We start from the raw sequence: 20,702 nt of genomic DNA, 5'->3' as shown, positions 1-20,702 counted from the left end.
TTTCCGCACGCGAACCCAATGACATCAAAGGAACCGCAGCGGTTTCCCGATCAGATTCCGAGCTTGATGGGATCGTTGGTATCCTTGCTTCTTTTCCTGTTCGTTCCAACAATCGGCCTCGCTGCCGAACCGGGAGCAACGCTGGTGATCCCCAAAAAGGAAGCATGGACCGGCCAACGCGTTCCCATCTTTATCGAGCTTCGTGCCGAGGGATCCTTCAAGAGTTCGGCCTCATTCGATATCCCGGAGATTCCGCAGACCGTTGTCATCAAAGTGGGCAATCCGGTCCTCTCCTCGGAGACTGATGGCGGAAACGAGGTCTTCGTTCAGAGCCACGAGTTTGCCCTCTTTTCCCAGGCGAGCGGCAACATTGAGTTCCCCCCCATCACCGCGCGCTTCAGTCATACCAAAGGCTACACGGGTCCGGTCTTTGATGCCTCATACCAGACCGAATCCGTCACACTGACCCTCAAGCGGCCACCTAACAGCGAGTCGCTCGGATTTCTCGTAACCACCGACTCACTGACGATTGAAGAAACCTGGGATCCCAAGCCAGGCCCACTGGAAACCGGAGCAGTGCTCAAGCGCACCATCGTCCAACGTGCCAGCCAGCAGACGGGGATCGCCCTCAAGCCTGCGCCCACCCCGGAGATCGAGGGCATTCGCACCTATCCGGCAACTCCGAAGGTCAGCGACAAAACCGAACGGGGCACCTTCCTTGGCGAGCGTCGTGAAACCATTACCTACCTCGTCCAGCAACCCGGCCTGCATACCTTGCCGGAGATTCGCTTCGACTGGTGGAATCCCAGCACCGAAACCCTTGAGTCGAAGACTCTGCCTGCGATTACCTTCACGGCGACAGCCCCCCCGACTCCGCCCGCGAAGCCATCCCCCCTGCGCTACCTTTGGCTCGTCCCCGTCGTCATCGTTCTCGGGCTCGCAGCCTTCTACCGCAGATCCATTGCAAGCGGGCTTCATGAGCTCCATGATCGGATCGATCCCCCTCAGCGACGCGCAGCACGGCAGTTCGTGAAAGCATGCCGGAGTAACGATCCGGCTGCCTCGATTGCCGCATGGAACCATTTCCGGCAATTCGACTCAGAAATCATCTCCTCGGTGGCCCTGAAAGAGGAGCTCGGACGGCTGAACTCGATGATTTACGGCATCCCAAAAAACCAGCAGGAATGGACGGGCGAGGCCCTCGCGAGAGCCTTTCGCCAGTCGCAGCATCATCCTGCCCAGGCTGATCATGTCAGCCAACTCCCGGAACTCAACCCATAGCCAGCTCCTCGTGACCGAGCCGCCGCAAGGACAAGGACCCTGCCAATCCGAGGCTCTAACAGCCGCCTATCGCATTCCGCTTTCTTTCGCCTCCTTCCCGAGTCCCGAATCACTTCGCGCTCAGCTCATCAGGCATCCCACAGCCCCGGCGATGAAGCCGTAGACGAGCATCGGAACGATCGTCCTCTTCAGCAGGTAGCCTTCCTGATGTGGCAGCCCGACCACTGTCGACACGGCCACAATATTATGAATGCAGACCATATTCCCCATCGACCCACCGACCGACTGCATCGCCAGAACCGTGATGGGATCGAGCCCGAGAGTCGTTGCAGCATTTTCCTGGATCGATCCAAAAGTCATTGCGGACACGGTCGCTGAACCCGAGAAGAATGAGCCCAGCGCGCCTAAAAAGGGGGCGCCCATTTTCCAGCCATTTCCCAGAAGATCGGCGAGCGAGGCACCGATTATCGCCGCGCAGGAAGCGTCTCCTCCATAGCGAAGAAGCTCCACCAGGACGAGCGCTCCAAACAAGGCCACGGAGGGAAGGAACATGCGCCTGGCAGATTCCGACACCACCATCCGGCGCTTCTCTCGATCCACCTTGAACACCACAAAGCTCACCAAGGATATCAGAATGAATGGAATCAAGCAGGGCACATAAAGGGTCATGAAATCCCATCCGATGTTCTCGGTGCCAAGGACATGATCCATCTTCATGGCTAGTGACTTCGACAGGGTGAAGACACCAAGCGATCCGATCGGCGCGGACCATAACGGTTCCATACTCGTCATCATCCCTTTCAATCCAAGTTGGGGAATCCGGGTAATGAGCAGCACCAGCACCGTCCCCCAGATAGGGAATGACGCCTTCACGACGGCCCAGCCGGAGACTTGTTCACGGAGCTGCCACCCTTCGCTGCGCGTCAATCCGACATTGAACTTCGCCAACAGGACTGTCGCAATCAGGCCAACGAATCCTCCGATAATCGCCGGGAACTCGTAACTGATGAACGACAGGGCGATGTAGGGGATCACGCAGCTGAGGATCGACAGATAAATGAAAATGATGTTTTTTCTAATCTCCTCCATTGAGCACAGAAGCCTCAGCGGAATAAGGGGCACGACCAAAGCCGCGACACCGTGCATGATCGTGGAACGCAAACCAACCTGGAGAAGCTCCTCATGGGACAGCTCGAGGCTTTGAAAGCCGAACCATGTTGGCGTCCCAACCGCACCAAATGAGACCGGCACGGTGTTCATGATGAGACAGAACATGGCGGCTCGTATCGGAGAGAAACCCAGTCCCACAAGTATCGGTGCCGCCAGTGCGGCCGGGGTTCCAAAGCCGCTCGCGCCTTCCACCAGAAAGGAAAATGCCCATCCCACGATCATCAACTGCCCGATCCTGTTTCCGGTGATCGTCGCGAGCTTCTTGCGGATCACATCCATCGCGCCCGAATGCTCCATCGTACTGAAGAGAAAGATCGCACCCCAGACGATCAGGATCGGAGTCAGAGCTTTGAAAATGGCCGAAATCATCACCGCGTTCGCCGTGTTGAGCTCGAGATCAAATCCAAAGATCTTGACCGAATACATCAAGACTGCCGCGAAAGGGAGCGCTTTGTAGGCCGGCCATGGATCCGATTTCGTCATCAGCACCAGCAATGCGAGGATTGGGGCGAGAGCCAGAATGACATCCTTCATTTGAGCGCTGGGTGGTTCGCAGGATTCCCCTATCATCCTCGATCCCCCCTGCCCTGCTTCATCGAGAGCGATCTCCGATGCCCGTGTTTTTAGGCAACCCAAATGGGCTCGAAAACCCTTGAGCAAACCATGCGTCCGGAATCAGCCATTCTGCGTGAGAAGCTCTTCACGCTCCAACACTGCTGAAGCCGGCTTTCAGTTCTGAAACCGGCGGACCTCCCTGATCCGTTCGACCCAAGGTCCTGACACCCTGCCCTTGTAGAATGCCTCCGTCTTTCAATCCGCTAATTCTTCAACTCCTTCACACGGATATCACGGAACAGCACCTGCCCCTTTTTCGCCTTGTGCACTTGAAGCCCGAAGAAGCCGGTCGCGTAGGTCCCATCATCCACCCAATGGGCGGCGGGAACCCCGTTGACCCAGGTTTTCACCACCTTCCCTTTTGCCTCGACCGTAATCCGATTCCAGCCGTCGGGCTTCAGCGCGGAACGTGCGGCTTCGTGCTCCTTCAGCCAGAGCGGGTAAAAATAGCCGCCGCAGGACTGGCCATAGACTCCGCCGGACCACTTGCGATCTCCTGAAACCCCTTCCATCTCAGCCTGGGGCCCGAAAACCTCCTCCTGCTTTCCCTTCTCTCTCACCGCCGCCCTGAACATGACACCGGAATTCAAATCAACCGTCCACTTCAACTCACAAGTGAAAACGAAATCCGTAAAATCGGCTCGGTCGGTGCAAAGATAGGTGCTCGGCGTATCAGGCACGACACTCCCAACAATGACGCCATCCTTCACTTCGAAAAGCGACTTGCCGCCCCTAGTCGACCAACCGGTTAGATCCTTCCCGTTGAAGAGTTTGACGAAGCCGTCATTCAGCTCAGGCTCAGCGGTTTCATTCAGCTGCATTTCCCCCGGTTTGGGCACATTCTCCTGGGACTTGTAGCGCTCATACCAATCCTTCTGATTTGAATCGATCGTCCCGGCACCGCTCGTCACCAGGCCCAACACGGTCAGCGCACAAGCCTGTGCGATAAAGCAATTTCTCGAAGGTTTCATCATCATGGAATGCAGTTTGCGTGAGTTTTCGACCGAATGCATGTCACGTATCCAAGCCACATGGCGGAATCCTCCTTAAGCCAGATCATCGGTCACGAAATCCTGCCGAAACCTTACCTTGATCGAGACCCACGCGTCCTCGCACTCTGCTTGTAGCCAGTTTCCGTGACATGACGCGTGTCATGGATGTGCTCAATCTCCCCGTGTTCTGGTAGATCCATCTTCGGATGTTCTGATTGAACCCATCACCCCAAACCCGTCTGAAACCCATCAATAACCCCAAAAATCCATGAATCTAAACTTAGGAAATTCAAGAAATCCCCGTGCGTGGTTCCACCACATCCTCTCTTCCACCAACTCCGTTATCCCCGGAACCAGTGCCATGGTTCTGGCTCTCGGGTTGATCTCCTCGCCGATTGCCTCGGCTGAGGTGATCGCCGGTTGGGATGCCTGGTCCGATGAAGGTGGGAAAACCTACAACGCCACCGTCACTAACGGAGCAAGCGGACAAGCAGTCGGCACGGCGGATACCGTCGACGACACCTACCCGGGCTGGGCTAGCTGGAGTGCCTCTGCTCACAACAACGGAGCAAGCGACGATGGTTCCTGGGGAAGCATCACCACCAGTCCACCAAGCACCGATGTCTCAGCAGCCACCGCGGCCGTAGGCTTGCTGAACAGGACTCCAAGTGGCGAAATGACTTTCACGATCACCAATACCAGCGAAGCCGCCGTCGACCTGACTGGCTTCCACTTCGATGGTGTCCGTATTCGGACCTCTGCTCCCGACGCCTGGACCTTGAGTGTCTTGGAAGGTAGTGCCGTGACGGAAGGTGTCGTCTTGAGCGGAACCATCCTCACCGACGGCAGCAGCCCCTTCCTCGACCGCGACAACGTCGACATCCCCCTCACCGGGCTCGCGGACAGGAGATTGGAAGCAGGTCAGACGGTCATTTTCGAACTGGCCTTCACTGGTGGAACCGGAGCCGTCGCTGGCGGAAACAACACCATGATCGACAACGTCGCGGTGATCGCCGAACCCGCCACCGACAACAAACTGGTCATTTCCTCTGTGCCTGCGGACGCCACGGCAGGAAGTGACTTCTCCGTCACGGTCGAAGTGCGGGACGGTAGCGACGCGCCCTACGCCGTGACCCAGCCAACCGAGATCAGTCTGTCGGCTTCGGGTGCTGGCACCATTAGCGGCAATACCATAACCATCGGAACCGGCCAAAGCACGGCGACCCTGAACTCGGTCCAATACACCAAGGCCGAATCCATCACCCTTACCGCCCTCCAAACCAGTGGCGAACCACTCGTTTCCAGCCAAGCGAGTGAATCCATCGACATCCTCGCCGGCCCCGCGACCAAGCTGACGATTGAAACCGAGCCCGATGGATCGGGTGTTCCGGTGGAAGACCTCACGCTCTTCGTTTCGGACACTCTCACGGTCTACGCGATTTCGCGCGACGACGTGGATAACTTCATCGCCAACGATGCCGAATCATGGTCCCTGGAAAACATTACGGGAAACCTTGATCCCAGCGACCTCACCGACAACGAAGACGGCAGCGCCACCTTCACCGCTTACGATCTGGGGAGCGTCACCATCCGTGCGACTTCAAGCGACCTGCCTGACGCCGTTTCGGGCCTTATTTCCGTCGAAGAACTGGTCCACCGATGGACGGGAGCCGGCGCCAATGGGAGCTGGGAAACCGCAGGCAACTGGACCAGTAACATCCTCCCCAGCTTCGATAGCACCACTGACTTGTTCTTCTCCGCACCCATCAACGGAAGGGGATCTCCTTACATTGCCGATGACCAGGTCGTGCGCTCGATCACCTTTGACACGACATCCACGGCCAACCTTTCGATCAGCCTGGTCCTGCCAGGAAATGCCGATCCGGCCAACCTGACCTTCGACACCGACTCAAGCGAAGATCCTGCGAGAATCACCGTCGATGCTGCGTTCACCGGTGTGGCCACCCTGGGCTACACCGTAACTACCGAAGCCGGCAGAGGCATCATGATTCTGGCAGACGACCTCCTCGTCACCCACAATGGAAGCGGCAACCTCGTCCTGAACGCTGACATCACCGAGGACGGCGGCTCCCACGGCATTACCAAGACAGGAGTAGGAACCCTGATGATCTCGGGAAGCAACACGTATACGGGTGATACCACCATTGAGGAAGGCGTCCTCGCTCTAACAGGAAGCTCGATCGCTGACACGAGCACACTCATCATCGACGGCGGAATCGTCGATCTGACCGGAGATGAAGTCGTCTCGGCGCTATTCTTCGGAACTGAAGCCCAGCTGGATGGGACTTACGGAAGTTCCTCTTCGGACCCGGTTCCGGACATCATCGACGACAGCCGCTTCTCAGGCACGGGGATCCTCACGGTCGATAGCAACAGTGCAGCCGCCGGCTATGACGCCTGGGCCGCCGCCAACTTCGGTGGCCAGACAGCGGACGAGGACTTCAACCACGACGGTGTGGAAAACGGTATCGCCTACTTCATGAACGACACCGGAGTGATCACCCTTCCCGGCATCGTAGATGGAGCGATCACCTGGACCAACGGCGGCAACATCCCGGCCAGCGCCTATGGCACCGAGTTCGTGGTGCAAACCTCGCAAGATCTCGTCGACTGGTCGCCTGTGGCGGAGGAGGACCTGACAAGCAATGACGACAGCACGTTGAGCTATACCCTGCCGACTGGTGAGGGAAAATGGTTCACTCGACTCCAGGTCATCCCGAACTAAGGAAATTGCAATCCTCCTTGAACCGCTCCAACACTATTGTGTGGAGCGGTTCATTCTTGCGCCTCATATTCATCCCACCATCAGGACGGAGTGCCTCGCTTTTCACTAGCGCAACAGGTTCGGGCTCCACGAATGCATCGTCCTCCCGATCTCTAACAAGACAGTTCTTTTCCCTCTTTTCCAAGATCATCTTCCCACCCAAATGAAGTTCAACAAGCCCTTTCACAGAATGTGGATCACCGTCGCGATTTTGGCGTTCGCCGTCCAATCCGCCCATGCCGAACGTCCCAACATCGTCTTCCTCCTGAGCGATGACCAAAGCTACGGCGATTACGGATTCATGGGTCACCCCCATATCAAGACCCCGAACATTGATCGTCTGGCCGCAGCAGGAGTGGTCTACGAGCGAGGATACGTGACGGCTCCTCTGTGCCGACCTTCCCTTGCGAGCATGGCCACGGGACTCTATCCTCACCAAACGGGCATCCGAGGGAATGACCCTGTCGGATACAAGGAATCGAGCAAAGAGAAACAGATCGAAATGCGAGCTCACATGACCAGCCCAATGGCAAGCATGCCTTCGTTCATCAAGAGCCTCAAGGAAGGCGGCTACGCCACCCTTCAAACCGGAAAGTGGTGGGAGGGCGACCCGCTGGATCACGGTTTCACCGATGCCATGACCCATGGCGATCCCAGCAAGGGCGGTCGACACGGCGACAAGGGACTCGATATCGGACGCAAAACGATGGAGCCGATCTACGACTTCATCGATCAATCAAAAGCTGACGAAAAACCCTTCTTGATCTGGTATGGCGTCTTTCTTCCCCACTCACCCCACAACGCGCCCGATCGCCTGTTCAACAAATACAAGGACATCGCGCCAAACGAACCCACCGCCCGTTATTGGGCCAACGTCGAATGGCTCGATGAAGGCTGCGGGCAGATCGTCGACTACCTAAAGAAGGAAGGTCTCTACGAGAATACCATCTTCATCTACACTTGTGACAATGGATGGGTTCAGAACCCTAACAAGCTCAATGCTTCCATCCGCTCGAAGCGTGAACCGGTCGAGGCCGGCATCCGGACCCCGATCTTCATTACCCAGGAAGGCACGATCAAACCCCTTCGCGACTCGGAAACGCTCGCAAGCAACATCGACATCGCCCCAACCATACTCAAGGCCTGCGGCATTGAACCACCGAAGGCCATGAGCGGCCTCGATCTACGTGAGACGGCAGCGCTTAAAAAGCGGGATCGCGTATTCGTTGACGTCTACGAACACGACAGCGATCTCGACAAGCTTGACGATCTGAAGGACGGACTCGTCGCTCATGTCGTCATCGATAGCTGGGACAAACTCACCGCCACCCTGTCCGGCAACGAACTCTACGATCTCAAGACCGACCCGGACGACCGCAGGAACATCGCCGCAAAAAATCCTGAGAAAGTTGCCAGGCTATCCAAGCTCATCGACGAATGGCTGAAGGACACTCCTGCCCTCATGACCGACTGATATGCTGAAGAATCTCCCCAATGATCATCATGCAGGACCGTCGGAAATTTCTAGGAACCCTCTCGTCCGGCTACGCGGGTCTGGCACTCGCTGGCGCCGGCTACTTCGGCAGCTCGCGGAGCAGCGCAGCGGATACCGGCGCGAGTGACTTCGCAACCTTGACGAGGAAGCTGCTCACCGATTGGTGTGATGGCATGCTCGCTCAGCAGATCGATGACCCCGATGATTCGATCCGCCATGGCGGCCTCACCTGCCCGTCCTGCGACTTCATCCACGGTCGCTGCTGGGAAGCCGTCTACCCGTTCCTCCATCTCGCCAAGGTGAGCGGAGACAAGAAGTATCTCGACGCCGGCATCAAGCTTTTCGATTGGTCAAAGAATGTCTCCGGTGCCGATGGTCGTTGGACCAACGACTTGAACCCGAAATCCTGGCACGGGACCTCCATTTTCGGCGCCATCGCCCTGGCGGAAGCCATCCATTACCACGGCGACCTCCTAAGCGACGAGCAGCTTATCGCCTGGAAAAAGCGACTCGATCAGGCGGCTGGCGGCTACCTTTGGAAAGACTTCGTCTCCCTGAATTTCACAAACGTGAACTATGGATTTACCGCCGTCTACGGCTTCGACCTGTTAGGACGGGTACTGGGTGAACAGAAATACATCGATCGCAGCCGTGAACTTGCGAAAGGAGTCAAAGACTACTTCACCGAGCCCAACAAGCTGCTCTTCGGTGAAGGCAAGCCCTACAACAACCGAAGCGATCGAGGGCTTCTTCCTGTCGACCTCGGCTACAACGTCGAAGAGTCATTGAACGGCGTCGTTCTCTACGCCCTCCACCACAAGGATGAAGAACTTCTGAAGCTCCTTCAGAGTTCATTGGAGGGTCATCTGGAATTCATGCTCGCCGACGGCACCTGGGACAACAGTTGGGGAACACGTCAGTTCAAATGGACCTGTTGGGGGAGCCGCACTTCCGATGGATGTCAGCCGGGATTTTCCATGATGGCCGGGCGCAACCCGGCCTTTGGCAGCGCCGCATTCAGGAATACCGAACTGCTCGCACGCTGCACGGCCAACGGCCTGATCCACGGTGGCCCCCACTATGTCTCCCACGGCATCAAGCCCTGCATTCATCACACCTTCGCCCACGCCAAGGTCCTTGCCTTCGTCCAGGACAACCTGAAGTCGCTGCCACCCATCGACACCGCCGCTTCGCTTCCGCGTGAGTTGGCCAAAGGGGTGAAGCACTTCCCGGAAATCGCCGTTTGGCTGGCCGCGCAAGGTCCGTGGAGAGGCACCATTTCCGCATACGATTCGATTTACCGGACAAAAGGCGATCCCGACTACATCCAGCAAGCCACCGGTGGATCGCTCGCCGTTCTCTTTCACAACAAGCTCGGCATGATCTTCGCCGCAAGCATGGCGAAGTACATCGAGGTCGAACCGCTCAATCAGCAGCCGAATCCGGACGAGGATTTCGCCCTGACGCCGAGGATTGAAACGAGGATCAAGGACAAGTGGTTCACGAATCTCTATGACCTGAAGGCCGATGTGAGCCACCGCGAGGAGGCCGGCACCATCACCTTCGACGTCGCGACCAGCTTACGGGACGAAGACCGGAACGTCCCTCAAGGCGAAGTCTCAAGGTTCGACCTCCGCTATTCCTTCGAGGATGAGAAAGTGACAATCACGGCGAAGAGTTCGGACGGGGCGATCGCCGGCTCCACGACAACCCTAGTACTTCCCGTTATTTCGCCCACCGGAGAGAAGGTCCGTCAGGTTTCGGCAACCCGGATTGAAATCAGCAAGCCGGAGGGCACACTGATTGTGGAGTCGACGGTCCCTTTGAGCATCAGGAAGTCAAAGAAGGACCGCGTTTTCAACATGGTGCCCGGCTGCGAAGCCGTCCCTATCCTCGCGCATTTGCCTTCGAACGATGAGATGAAAGTCAGGTGCACGATCTCCCTTGCGCCCTGACTTTCGTGCTCCTGAAGCAATGGGAGGCGCTGGAATCATGCCCGACCAGGGGCTAGGAGGCGGGCTTCCAGGTGATCTCAGCGGTTTCCTTTTCGATATCGACCCGGACATCCGCATGTTCAAAAGAGCGCTCATACACATAAGCGTTCCGCTTCGCCGGACCCTTCGGGGGACCCAGGGGGCGAGAATACTCGGGCGCATCGTTCATCCACAATCTTCCCTCGGTTTTATCGACGCCGTAGCCGTCGGAGAGCATGAAGTAGCTGTGTTTCTCCGCGCACACCAGGAAGATCGCCATCGTGTAGGTGAGACGATCTTGAAGTGATGCCCGCTTGCCCTTCGACTTCGGTCCACCCTCATCCATGTCCGTATCCGCATAGGCTCCGGTGCCGAAAGTGAAGGCGATGATCTTTCCGGAGCGTGCCGCTTTCTGGACCGCTTCGATACCCTTGGCCACATAGTCTTCCCGGGACATCTGGCCTACGGCATGCTCAAAGCCCTCGATGTATGATCCGTCAAAGTAGTCAAGATACTCAAGACCCGAATCATTGAAGCGGGCGCGAATAACATTTGCGACCAGCAAATCGTTTTCTTCCATCACGCTCGGAAGCTGCTTCATCATGAAGTGGTACCCCTCGGTCACCTCATCCCGCTTCTCCGCTCCGATCTGGCTCCGCAGGTATCCTTTCTCCAGTGCTTTAATGTTCCCGTCGATGAATAGTCCATCGATGGCCTTCGAAGCGCAGACTTCCCGCGCATTCTCAAGCCACCACTTCTGCAGCGCATTGTTTGAGAGGTCGTAGGCTGGCACCTTGTTCCTGATGAGCTTCGTATTTCCCGACCGATCGGCAAGGAAGGGACTCTTGATCTCCTTCAGCTTCTTGTCTGCCGCGTAACCGCCGTAGTGAACGATGATATTCCGGTAGTAGAGGATCTTGGCATCTGGATTCACCGCCTTAACGGCCTCGGCCGCCTTCAGGCTCCCCGCTTCGACGCTGCCGGAATCACGCATCCCCGTGGTCTTTTCCAAGGTGATCAGGGGAAACTTCGCCAGGTAGTTGACCTCCTCGGGCGTGAAGGCGGTCATCTTTCTGACATGCATGTAGCGCGGGATCGTATTCCAGCTGAACTCCGGCATCCCCTCGGACGCCACGGCTCCTCCGCTGAGGCAGCCCAGCAGGCATGCGGCCAGAAACATCCCTCTATCAACCGGCAACTTAATCATATTGTTATGGGTTTGGAACTCAGTCTTTTGGACGGATCCACATGCAATGTCCTCCGCCAGGCGCAATACGCGCAGAAATGAGATCACCTTTCTTCACCGTCATTTTTCGAATCTTATAGAGTTCACGTTTTGTCGCGACCGGTTGGAAGGGGACCTTGTTCTTCGCTGCCTCCTTGCGGTTCCAACTGCCGGGAAACTGGTAGTGACTCTCTTCCTGATCCTCATAAAGCGTCACCTCGTAGGTATCCTCAGGGTCGAGAAAGTCCAATTTCAGATCGAGTTTGCGACCGGACTCATCAGCTAGAGATGCCACCAGCCAGGTATCGCCCGTGCGGCGCGCCATGCTGATGGATTGGCCGATCTTCATCTCAAGCACTCTCGTTTCATCGTAATTCATCGTCAACTTCGTGATGAATTCAAAAAGGTCGAGCTTGCGCTTGTAGGAATCCGGCATGTCCGGAAGCGTCAGGATTCCACTTGGAAAGATCAGACATTGAGCGACCTGGGATACGACCGTACTCGGAAGCTGTTTATGAACCTTGTCGCGGGCGATCGACTGATCCAGATCGAACATGCCGCAGCTGCGGTCCACCGGTCCCGCGAGGTTGTGCACCACCGGAAAGACGCAGAGGTCGGTGGGAGTGGCCGCGGGACGGGTGGCGGCATCCAACATGCTGTTCACATACTCGCTCGACATGTAGTGCGGGTAGGTCCGGGAAAGCCCGGTTGGTTTGTTGGGTTCATGCAAAACGTACATGATCTGATACTCCGCGCACTTCTCGAGCACCTTCACGCTGAAGGCGTTCTTGACCTGATTTCCGCCTCCCAGGAAGCCATGCTTGATCCCTTTAATGCCCCATTTCTGGAACTGGGAAAAGGTCCGATCCATATCGTACTGCTTGAGGGCAATATCATTGAGGTAGAGCCAGATACCCACACCCTTTTCCTTCGCATAGGAGGTGATTTTCGGGATATCGACTTCGTGTTCATAAGTGATGGGATCGGACTTGGGATCCCGCTCGGGACCATACCACTCCGCATCAATCAGCACATAATCCAGCCCCTGCTCGTGGGCGAAGTCGATGTAGCGGATGTAGCTCTCGGTGTTGATACCATAGACAAATCCGTCGTCTGCCTTGCCTCCGTGGTTCCGCCAGTCCCACATGCTGACGCCCGGCTTGATCCAGCTGGTATCAGCCAACTTGTTCGGTTCATTCAGGTTGAGAATCATCGATGACTCTGCCATATCAGCGGACGAATCTGCGATCAGGATGCTTCGCCAGGCACTCACACTGCCTGCCTTCTGTTTGCATGAGGAGGAATAGGTTAGAGTACGTTTGTCCTTACCGATCGAAAGCATCGCATCCGACGAATTCACCACGGCAGCCTCGTGCAGCGAAATAAAGCGATCGTCAGCCAGCTTGACGGTGAAGGGTGTCCGGGAGGATTTCCCGAGTTCATCAAAGGGCACATCGTTGAAAAGATTCGTCGACGACTTGGCGTACCAGGCCACGGGGGCGTCCGAGACCACCGAGACCGAGGAGAATTCCTTCTTGAAGTTCACCTCCTTGAGGTCCTTCTGGTCCGGGAAGACATAGCGGAACGCGATGCCGTCATCATATGCCCGAAGAACCACCTGCATCGTTCTCCCCGGGGCCTCGGCTTCCTTGAGATCCAAGGTGAGCTCATTGTAGTGGTCGCGATACTCGCTGAACTGCCCCCACACCGTCTTCCAGGTCTCATCCTTCGAGCTGAGGTGGGATCCTGAGACCTCGATGCCTCCCGCAAAGGCACCCGACTGGAGTTCCACCCCCAGCCGAGATTTTCCGATGATCGCTTTGCCATTGAATTCGACAGAATAGGTGACCTGCCCATCTTCCGCCTGAGTCTGAAGCACGATTCGCTTGTCCGGAGACTGGATCTCCGAAGCCGCTTCGCTCACGCATGGAACGAGTGAGGCGACGCAGAGCGAGAAGGTAAAAGTAGTGGATTTGTTCATTGAGAGTTGCCCTTTGGATGGGAGGATTTGAGTTCGGATTTGGATGGAGGCATCCTGGCGGTGACCCTGCGGCGCCAATCGTGGAGTTTGCGACGCAATTGATCGGCTCGCTCGGGGTTTTCCTTCAGAAGGTTCATCTTCTCCATCGGATCCTTCTTGAGATTGAAGAGTGCGTCCGGAATCGTTCCGTAGCCTTCATACAACTTCCAATCGCCTTCGAGCACCGCGCCACCCATGAAGTATCTGACGTCAGGTCGATTGTGCGGATAGTGCCAGAAAAGCGCATCGCGATCCAAGCTGTCGCCACCTTCGAAGAGCGGCCTGAGGTCCAGGCCCTCCAGCTGGGGGATTTCCCTGGTTGATCCCCCCGCGGCATGGACGAAGGTCGGGAAAAAGTCCATCGAGTTCACCGCCGTGTCGCAGTGGGTCCCCTCCTCAATGACGCCAGGCCAGCTGACCGCCATGGGTACCCTGATTCCACCTTCAAGCAGTGAGCCTTTCTTATCCGCCAGCCATTTCGTCGGTTTGTCGCCTCCATTGTCTGAATAGAAAACGATCATCGTGTTTTCGAGGGTCCCGGTCGCGTCCAGGGCATCCAGCACCTTTCCGATGGCGCCGTCCATGCTTTCTAACATCGCCAGAAAAGCGTTCCCCCCGTTCTTCTTCACCAGCTCTTTCGGGGCCTTGATCGGGGTGTGCACCTGATAGAGCCAGAGCGAGAGGTGAAAAGGGGCATCCCTGTTCTTCTCGATGAATGCCACCGCTTCGTCGCCCAGTCGGTCGGTCAGGTATTCGCCCTTTTTCCGGTTTTTGATGGTGGCATTCCGATACGGATCGAACCACGACCTCGGCTGTCCGTAGGCGCAGCCACCGATGTTGCTGTCGAATCCGAAATGCTCCGGATGATAGCGGCTGTCCACGATGCCGTCCTTCGACTTCGTCGATCCCTCGCCCGCCAGATGCCACTTGCCGATGAAGGCCGTCGTGTAGCCTTGCTTCTTCAACTCCCGGGCGTAGCTGGGCATCTCCAGCGGAAGGTGCGTCAGCGACTCCGCATCCCGTGGTCCGCCTTTCGGGGCCGGACGCTCATTGCCTGCGATTCCTGGAATATGGGTCGTCAGACCGATCTGTGCCGGCGACATGCCCGTGATGCAGGCCGCGCGCGTCGGCGAACACACACTGGCGGCCGCATATGCCTGGGTAAAAACCATGCCGCTCTTGGCCAAGCGTTCCAGGTTGGGAGTGTTGACCTCCGCATTCGAGCCGTCGAAGTCGACCCATCCCGGACCGAGGTCATCGGCCATGATGAAGATGATGTTCGGCTTCGTTGCTTGCTCCGCCAAGGCCGGACTCGGCACACAGAGAAGCAGCATCAAGGATGGTGCCAGATGGGAGAGCATTCGTTTTCTCATGATTGATGGGGATTCCCTGGTGATTTCATCCGACCTTCCCGGCTCAAGGAGCAAAAGAATCCGAACGGAACGGATAGGCTGGCAGGCCGGCCTCATTGACCAGGTTGACCTTCGGCTTCCCGACAAAGGCATAACGGACGTAGAGTGGCTTGGCCAGATCTGCAGAACGCAGCACGACCGTGCGACCTTTCAACTCAGCGCGGGCTTCCACCCATTTTTCGGAATCGTCCGCCAGCCAGAATCCCGAAGGAGCCTCGCCGTCACGGGTTGTCAATCCGTCGGCGTGATCGAAGTGCACTACCAAATGGTCACCTTGACGCTCGACCCGCTTCATCACCGGCCCTTCAGCCACGACGTCTTCATCCAGAGTATCGCGAACCGCCAGCAGTGCCAGACGCTGACCGACCGGCAGTTTGTCCTTTGGATGGACGTTCTTCACATCACCCAGATCGACCGTGTTGGCTACGGAGACATTCCCCAACTCCCCTGCTTTCAGTTGCGATTCCCGCATCCACGCCCATGAATGGCTGGCAGGATGCTCCGGACCCATTTTGGGACCCGTTGGCATTTCTTGGTAATAACCCGGAAGCATGGTGATCAGGAAATGCATCTGATCGTTCTGCCATTCCGTTCGGTAGCGTTGAATCCACTGACCGAGCGTCTCGCCGTACTTCAACATCCCCGAATTACGAGAGAACCAGGGTTCTTTCGGCATCCCGAACATCGATTGAGTATTCCGTTCACCCTGATACCAGACCAGGCCGCGGCAGGCGTAAGGGGCCAGCGGATGCATCATGGCGTTGTAGAGGATATTCGTCTGACGACGAAGAAAGACATCATCCGCTTGGCTCCATGGTTTTGGTCCTTTGAGAATCGCAGCGATCCTGTCTCGGGTTCTCGCATCGGCATCGAACTCCTCCACCATCGTCTTGAAATGGGGAACGCTTTCCGTCATATCGCGCGGCATCCAGGCCTCCAGCGAGGAGCTCCCCCAGCACGTGAGAATTATTCCGACAGGCACATCCGCCGCTTCTTCGAGGAAATAGGCAAATGCAAGGGCGACGGCGCTGCTGGGAGGCCCATCCACCCACTGCCCGTCCAAGCGATCCTGCTCTGTGAAAGCGACCGTCTTCCCGACCTCGAAACTGCGTATTCCTTTCGCCTTCCGCTCCAGCACCCTGATTTCAGGAACCGACTTCGCCGCGAACTGCATGTTCGATTGACCCGAACAGATCCAGACTTCACCGACGACCACGTTGGCAAACGATCGCTTGGAATCTTGTCCGGAAACCTGAAGGACACGTGGTTCTGCCGAAGCGCGCATCGCGTCCAGACGGAGCTCCCATCGACCCGAAGAATCCGCAGCGCAGGACTTCGTCTGACCGGCGAACTCGACGGTCACCTTCTCGCCGGGGTCGGCCTTGCCCCACACCGGCAGAGGCATATCGCGCTGCAGCACCGCGTTGTCCGTGAACGGAGACGCCACGCTGACCTCTGCCACACCCGTCACCGGCCCCAGCCCGACCAGCAGGCAGATGATGGCTGCCGAGCGAACAAGGCCAGATTTCCGGGGTCTACGAGTCATTCTTCTTGCGGGTTGCCATCGATTTGAGTCGAGCACGGAAATCACTTCGACCATTCGACTTCAAAGCGCTGAATGAAGGGCAGCGCGCCTTTCGCTCTGCCAATTTCCACACCCCAACGAATCGCTTCGCCTTTGCCACTGTCGGTAAACGCATCCGGACGATACGCGCCTCCAGCCCAAGGGCTGTTTTTGACATGGTGAGACTTGGCAAAATTGAATCCGTCGTCGGAATACATGACCGAGTTGGTGATCTCCTTTGGCCCGGTGGTGCCGATCATCGCCGCCACTCCCGTGCCCTGCGACCAGACCAGCACTTCGTGATTGCCGGGAATCACGGGATTGTGCTCGGACTTGACATAAGGACCTCCCGGCTTATCCGCGATCGCGACTCCCATCTGGGTCTGCCCCGGACTCTTCCCCTGCTGACGTCCCTTGTAGTAGAGCCAGTATTTTCCGTCGCGCACGATGAGGCAGGCGTCGTCTATCAGGTGACTGTCAAATTGCTCCGAGTCCTTGCTGTTCGTCAGGGCGGGATTGTTAGACAGTCGTTCCCACGGTCCATCCGGTGAGTCGGAAACGGCGATTCCGATCTTTGAATCCGGATTGAACGGCTTCTTTGCAAACGGTCTGGAGGTTCCAGTATAAAAGAGCCAGTAGCGGCCCTCGGCGACGAGGATGTTGGGGGTAAAAACGCTCGCCCCTTCCCAGCTTCCCGGTTTGCCCTTGTCCAGAGCCATCCCTTTCTCTGTCCACTCCATGCCATCCTCCGACGTGGCATACCAGACGGTCGCATCGTACCCGGGCGAGATCTTTCCTTTGGAATACCAGACATAATACCGTTCACCGACTTTGATCACATCGCTGGGATCGCGGCGCATCACGTTCTTCTCCTGACCGATTCCCGTCAGAGCCTGGTGCGTCACTACGGCAGTCCCATGGTCGTCTCCCTCCGCTTTCAAGGAAGTAGTCAGGACGAGCGCGCCAGACACCAAGGCGAGCGGCTTCAGTCTTATCATCATGTTCATTATCTTGATCGATCCCAAGGCGTTCACTTTCCGCCCTTTTTATACTCACTCAAAAGTGCTTTCATCTGCTCCACCACTTCGGGGTTTTCGTTGAACAGGTTCTTGGTCTGGTTGACGTCGGCCTCAAGATCATAGAGTTGCCCAAGTGGGGAGTCTTTCTTGATTTTGCCGTTCTCGATATCGCTGTTAGGTGTGCCGACGAGAGTGGTGACTGCCGCTCCACCCCAGGCGTGCTGGCTCGGCTTCGAACCGTTGAAGCCTCCATCACTGCGCGCCGGGATGAACATCCACTTTCCTTTGCGGACGGCCATGTGGGAGGCTTTGTGAGGCGTGATCACCATCTCCGTGCGCAGCGGCTCGGCCGGGTTGCCGGTCAGGGCAGGCAGCATGCTGATGCTGTCCTTCTTCTCCTCCGCACTCAGATCCCTCCCAATCACATCGGCAAAGGTCGCCTTGAGGTCGACATTGAGAAACATCTGATCGGAAACGCTGCCGGCCTCGATCTTACCTGGCCACCAGGCGATAAAGGGCACGCGGTGACCACCTTCCCAGATACCAAACTTGGAACCTAACAACTCGCCGTTGATCTTGTGTCCCTTGGCGGCCGCGGCGCGACCACCGTGATTGAACATTCCTCCATTATCGCTGGTGAAGACAATCAGGGTGTTGTCGGCAACGCCTGTCTTCTCCAAGCTCTTCCTTACCTCTCCCACGATCCAGTCGAGTTCCTGAGCGAAGTCACCGTAGGGCCCACATTCGCTTTTCCCCTGGAACTGCTTCGCCGGGGTGAAGGGGTGATGCACGTTGGTTGTGGCGAAGTACAGGAAGAACGGCTTTCCACCACGCGATTCGATCCACTCGGTCGCCTTCCTGGTCAGCGTGGTGCCGACTTCGAAATCGTTGAACAATTCGTGAGCTTTGACCGCTCCACTGAAGCGGTTTGAGGTGCGTTGGGCAGCCTCTGGAGGAATTGGCGTGATCGGTGTCGGCTTCACCTTGGAGCCTTTTCTGAGTGGGATCAGTGGATCCGAGGGATCACTTCCAACAATCCGGTCATTCTCAACATAGACGTAAGGCGGCGCGCTGTTCACGACAGGCATTCCGAAATAGTAGTCGAATCCGAGATCCAGAGGTCCGGGCCGCAGCGGCTCCTGCCAGTCGTTCTTTCCCTCGCCAAAGCCTAGGTGCCATTTCCCAAAAACAGCGGTGTCGTAACCCCTACTTTTGAAGACATCGGCGAGCGTGAAGGTCTCAGGATCAATCAGCAAGGGCGACTCGATCGGCGCCGGCCCCCAGATTCCCTTGCCCTGATTGGCGCGAAACGGATATTCCCCCGAGAGCAGACCGTAGCGCGATGGCGTGCAAACCGCCGATGACGAATGGGCGTCGGTGAATCTCCGGCCCTCAGACGCAAGTTTGTCGATATTCGGAGTCTTCAGCTTCGTCGCCCCATAGCATCCCAGATCGCCATAGCCGAGATCATCAGCGAAAATCAGGACCACGTTGGGTTGCTTGGCACTGACAGCGCCTGCAACGAGCAATGCCATTAGAGTCTTCATTGTTACCTTCTTCATGATGTTTTCCGGGGTTTCGTTAACGTGATTCTTGATTTACCGTGACATCGGGCCGGTTCCCCGAGCCCTTCATTCATAAGCGACTGAACTTTCAGACCTGGACCAAAAGCCGGCAAAACGCCGCCTGGAGTCCGCGTCTCGGAACTTCGCCGCGCCCATTTCATTTGTGACGCTGCGCTTCGCCGGAGGTCCCTGCTTCCTTCGACAAGGTGCGCATTTCAGCACCGAACGAGCGGGCATTCTCTCCCCACACATCATGATCACCGATGTCGCGGCGTGCCGTCTGGGCGAGCTTTGTCAGTTCCTCGACGACTTCAGGGTACTTCGCGGAGACATCCCGGCTTTCTCCGATGTCATTTTCCAAGTCATAGAGCTGGGGTTCTTGAATCCGGATGGCATCGCTTCGCTTGACATGGTTCCTCCACTTCGTCGCGATGCTGCCCTCCACCGCTTCGGTATGCGGCAACATCAACTTCCACTTTCCGGAACGGACGGCGCGGAGGCAGTCGTGCTGGTAGTAGAAGTAAGCTCGCTCGACGGTGTTGGTTTTGCCGTGCATCAGATCCGAGATATCGATGCCATCAATGACCCGGTCCGAAGGCGCGGTAGTCCCGGCCAGACTGGCCAATGTCGGCATCAGGTCAATCGTTGCCGCCACCGCATCGGTCTCGGAACCCGCCGGGATCCTGCCCGGAGCCCACATGATGCAGGGCACCCGCAGGCCTCCCTCCCAACAACTGGTCTTCGCACCGCGGAGCGGCTCGGCATGGCCGCCATGCTCTTTCCTGATCCACCAGGGACCATTGTCACTGGTGAAGATGATGTAGGTCCGTTCCGCCAAACCGAGTTCCTCAACCTTGTCGATGACGCGGCCGACATTGAAATCGAGCTCTTCGATCACATCGCCATACAGACCGCCCTTCGACTTGCCCTTGAAATCCTTCGACGCCGCCAGCTTGGTATGCGGCATGGTGTGCGGCAGATAGACGAAGAACGGCCGATCCTTGTTCTCCTGAATGAAGCTCAGCGCCTCATCGGTGTAGCGCCGGGTGAGGGTTCCCATGTTTGCCTTCTTCTCGATCGTTTCCGTACCACGGATGAGGGAAACCTCCTTGTCGTTGCTGCTTGGAGTGCCGAAGTAGCGGTCAAAACCCTGATGCTTCGGCAACAACTCCTGCTTGTAGGATCCGGGATGGTGACCTGCGAGATCCCATTTTCCGAAAGCCCCCGTGGCATACCCCTCGGCCTTGAGAACTTCGGCGATGGTGATCTCATCCGTGTGAAGTTCCGGATGAATCGAGTTCGGATCGGCTTGGCGAGCCACCCGGAGTGGGTAGCACCCCGTCATCAGCGCTGCCCGCGAAGGTCCGCAGACGGTCTGAGCGTAGAAGCTCGTGAAGCGCAGCCCATCCTTCGCCATCCCATCGATGCGCGGTGTCTTGATATCCGGCGAACCATAACAGCCGAGATCCTGATAGCCCTGATCGTCGGTGAAGATGATAATGAAGTTCGGCTTCTTCCCCTGTGCCATCAGCAAGGAAGGCAGCAGGAACAGGAAAAGAAGAAGCGAACGATTCAATGGATTCATC

General features: G+C 57.0%; 13 protein-coding genes. 4 read left to right on the top strand and 9 right to left on the bottom strand.

All coding sequences use genetic code 11. The features are described from left to right. Window positions 1–18: 18 nt before the first annotated feature. A complete protein-coding gene (locus ACFQY0_RS16440) occupies window positions 19–1,281 on the top strand; it encodes a BatD family protein (RefSeq protein ID WP_379714598.1) in 1,263 nt (420 codons plus the stop codon). A gap of 120 nt (window positions 1,282–1,401) precedes the next feature. Here ACFQY0_RS16440 and ACFQY0_RS16435 read toward each other — a convergent pair whose 3' ends face one another. Together ACFQY0_RS16435 and ACFQY0_RS16430 are read right to left on the bottom strand one after the other, a co-directional pair. Next, a complete protein-coding gene (locus ACFQY0_RS16435) occupies window positions 1,402–2,985 on the bottom strand; it encodes an L-lactate permease (protein WP_379714596.1) in 1,584 nt (527 codons plus the stop codon). Window positions 2,986–3,269: 284 nt separating this feature from the next. Further along, entirely contained in the window at window positions 3,270–4,043 is a 774-nt protein-coding gene (locus ACFQY0_RS16430) for a 3-keto-disaccharide hydrolase (protein WP_379714594.1), read from the bottom strand. Window positions 4,044–4,326: 283 nt separating this feature from the next. Here ACFQY0_RS16430 and ACFQY0_RS16425 point away from each other — a divergent pair, with 283 nt between their 5' ends. The 3 genes from ACFQY0_RS16425 to ACFQY0_RS16415 all read left to right on the top strand — a co-directional run bounded on the left by ACFQY0_RS16425 (window position 4,327) and on the right by ACFQY0_RS16415 (window position 10,293). Beyond that, window positions 4,327–6,804, top strand: coding sequence for an autotransporter-associated beta strand repeat-containing protein (locus ACFQY0_RS16425; RefSeq protein WP_379714591.1), 2,478 nt, complete (start codon window positions 4,327–4,329; stop codon window positions 6,802–6,804). Window positions 6,805–7,033: 229 nt separating this feature from the next. After that, window positions 7,034–8,317, top strand: a complete 1,284-nt coding sequence (locus tag ACFQY0_RS16420) for a sulfatase family protein (RefSeq protein ID WP_379714625.1) — start codon at window positions 7,034–7,036, stop codon at window positions 8,315–8,317. A 20-nt stretch (window positions 8,318–8,337) separates the two neighbouring features. After that, window positions 8,338–10,293 carry a glycoside hydrolase family protein gene (locus ACFQY0_RS16415; RefSeq protein WP_379714588.1) on the top strand — a complete coding sequence of 652 codons (1,956 nt, stop codon included), beginning with the start codon at window positions 8,338–8,340 and terminating at the stop codon, window positions 10,291–10,293. A gap of 52 nt (window positions 10,294–10,345) precedes the next feature. On the opposite strand, the gene ACFQY0_RS16410 is transcribed toward ACFQY0_RS16415, so the two are convergent. The 7 genes from ACFQY0_RS16410 to ACFQY0_RS16380 all read right to left on the bottom strand — a co-directional run bounded on the left by ACFQY0_RS16410 (window position 10,346) and on the right by ACFQY0_RS16380 (window position 20,701). Continuing rightward, complete coding sequence (locus tag ACFQY0_RS16410) at window positions 10,346–11,518, bottom strand: putative glycoside hydrolase (RefSeq protein WP_379714585.1); 1,173 nt, start codon at window positions 11,516–11,518, stop codon at window positions 10,346–10,348. Window positions 11,519–11,537: 19 nt separating this feature from the next. Continuing rightward, the gene (locus ACFQY0_RS16405; protein ID WP_379714582.1) at window positions 11,538–13,517 is read right to left on the bottom strand and encodes a glycoside hydrolase family 97 protein; all 1,980 of its coding nucleotides are present in this window, start codon (window positions 13,515–13,517) and stop codon (window positions 11,538–11,540) included. Further along, window positions 13,514–14,929: a sulfatase gene (locus tag ACFQY0_RS16400; protein WP_379714579.1), complete on the bottom strand. Its 1,416-nt coding sequence runs from the start codon at window positions 14,927–14,929 to the stop codon at window positions 13,514–13,516. Before ACFQY0_RS16400 ends, ACFQY0_RS16405 begins: the two co-directional genes overlap by 4 nt. 43 nt (window positions 14,930–14,972) lie before the next feature. Then, window positions 14,973–16,514 (bottom strand): sialate O-acetylesterase, encoded by a 1,542-nt coding sequence (locus ACFQY0_RS16395; RefSeq protein WP_379714575.1) that lies wholly within the window; start codon window positions 16,512–16,514, stop codon window positions 14,973–14,975. Between the two features lie 41 nt (window positions 16,515–16,555). Next, window positions 16,556–17,533 (bottom strand): family 43 glycosylhydrolase, encoded by a 978-nt coding sequence (locus ACFQY0_RS16390; RefSeq protein WP_379714571.1) that lies wholly within the window; start codon window positions 17,531–17,533, stop codon window positions 16,556–16,558. Between the two features lie 29 nt (window positions 17,534–17,562). Then, a complete protein-coding gene (locus tag ACFQY0_RS16385) occupies window positions 17,563–19,113 on the bottom strand; it encodes a sulfatase family protein (protein WP_379714569.1) in 1,551 nt (516 codons plus the stop codon). A 160-nt stretch (window positions 19,114–19,273) separates the two neighbouring features. After that, window positions 19,274–20,701 (bottom strand): sulfatase family protein, encoded by a 1,428-nt coding sequence (locus tag ACFQY0_RS16380; protein WP_379714566.1) that lies wholly within the window; start codon window positions 20,699–20,701, stop codon window positions 19,274–19,276. Window position 20,702 lies beyond the last annotated feature (1 nt).

This window comes from Haloferula chungangensis (genome assembly GCF_042664875.1).
Classification (GTDB): domain Bacteria; phylum Verrucomicrobiota; class Verrucomicrobiia; order Verrucomicrobiales; family Akkermansiaceae; genus Haloferula; species Haloferula chungangensis.
Note: the sequence above shows the minus strand (reverse complement) of the source record. Positions and strands in the feature narration are given on the sequence as shown.

Excerpts from the sequence above, each read along its gene's own strand:
- ACFQY0_RS16440 (WP_379714598.1), top strand. The coding sequence starts at position 19 with ATGACATCAAAGGAACCGCAGCGGTTTCCCGATCAGATTCCGAGCTTG.
- ACFQY0_RS16435 (WP_379714596.1), bottom strand. The coding sequence starts at position 2,985 with ATGAAGGATGTCATTCTGGCTCTCGCCCCAATCCTCGCATTGCTGGTG.
- ACFQY0_RS16430 (WP_379714594.1), bottom strand. The coding sequence starts at position 4,043 with ATGATGATGAAACCTTCGAGAAATTGCTTTATCGCACAGGCTTGTGCG.
- ACFQY0_RS16425 (WP_379714591.1), top strand. The coding sequence starts at position 4,327 with ATGAATCTAAACTTAGGAAATTCAAGAAATCCCCGTGCGTGGTTCCAC.
- ACFQY0_RS16420 (WP_379714625.1), top strand. The coding sequence starts at position 7,034 with ATGTGGATCACCGTCGCGATTTTGGCGTTCGCCGTCCAATCCGCCCAT.
- ACFQY0_RS16415 (WP_379714588.1), top strand. The coding sequence starts at position 8,338 with ATGATCATCATGCAGGACCGTCGGAAATTTCTAGGAACCCTCTCGTCC.
- ACFQY0_RS16410 (WP_379714585.1), bottom strand. The coding sequence starts at position 11,518 with ATGATTAAGTTGCCGGTTGATAGAGGGATGTTTCTGGCCGCATGCCTG.
- ACFQY0_RS16405 (WP_379714582.1), bottom strand. The coding sequence starts at position 13,517 with ATGAACAAATCCACTACTTTTACCTTCTCGCTCTGCGTCGCCTCACTC.
- ACFQY0_RS16400 (WP_379714579.1), bottom strand. The coding sequence starts at position 14,929 with ATGAGAAAACGAATGCTCTCCCATCTGGCACCATCCTTGATGCTGCTT.
- ACFQY0_RS16395 (WP_379714575.1), bottom strand. The coding sequence starts at position 16,514 with ATGACTCGTAGACCCCGGAAATCTGGCCTTGTTCGCTCGGCAGCCATC.
- ACFQY0_RS16390 (WP_379714571.1), bottom strand. The coding sequence starts at position 17,533 with ATGATGATAAGACTGAAGCCGCTCGCCTTGGTGTCTGGCGCGCTCGTC.
- ACFQY0_RS16385 (WP_379714569.1), bottom strand. The coding sequence starts at position 19,113 with ATGAAGAAGGTAACAATGAAGACTCTAATGGCATTGCTCGTTGCAGGC.
- ACFQY0_RS16380 (WP_379714566.1), bottom strand. The coding sequence starts at position 20,701 with ATGAATCCATTGAATCGTTCGCTTCTTCTTTTCCTGTTCCTGCTGCCT.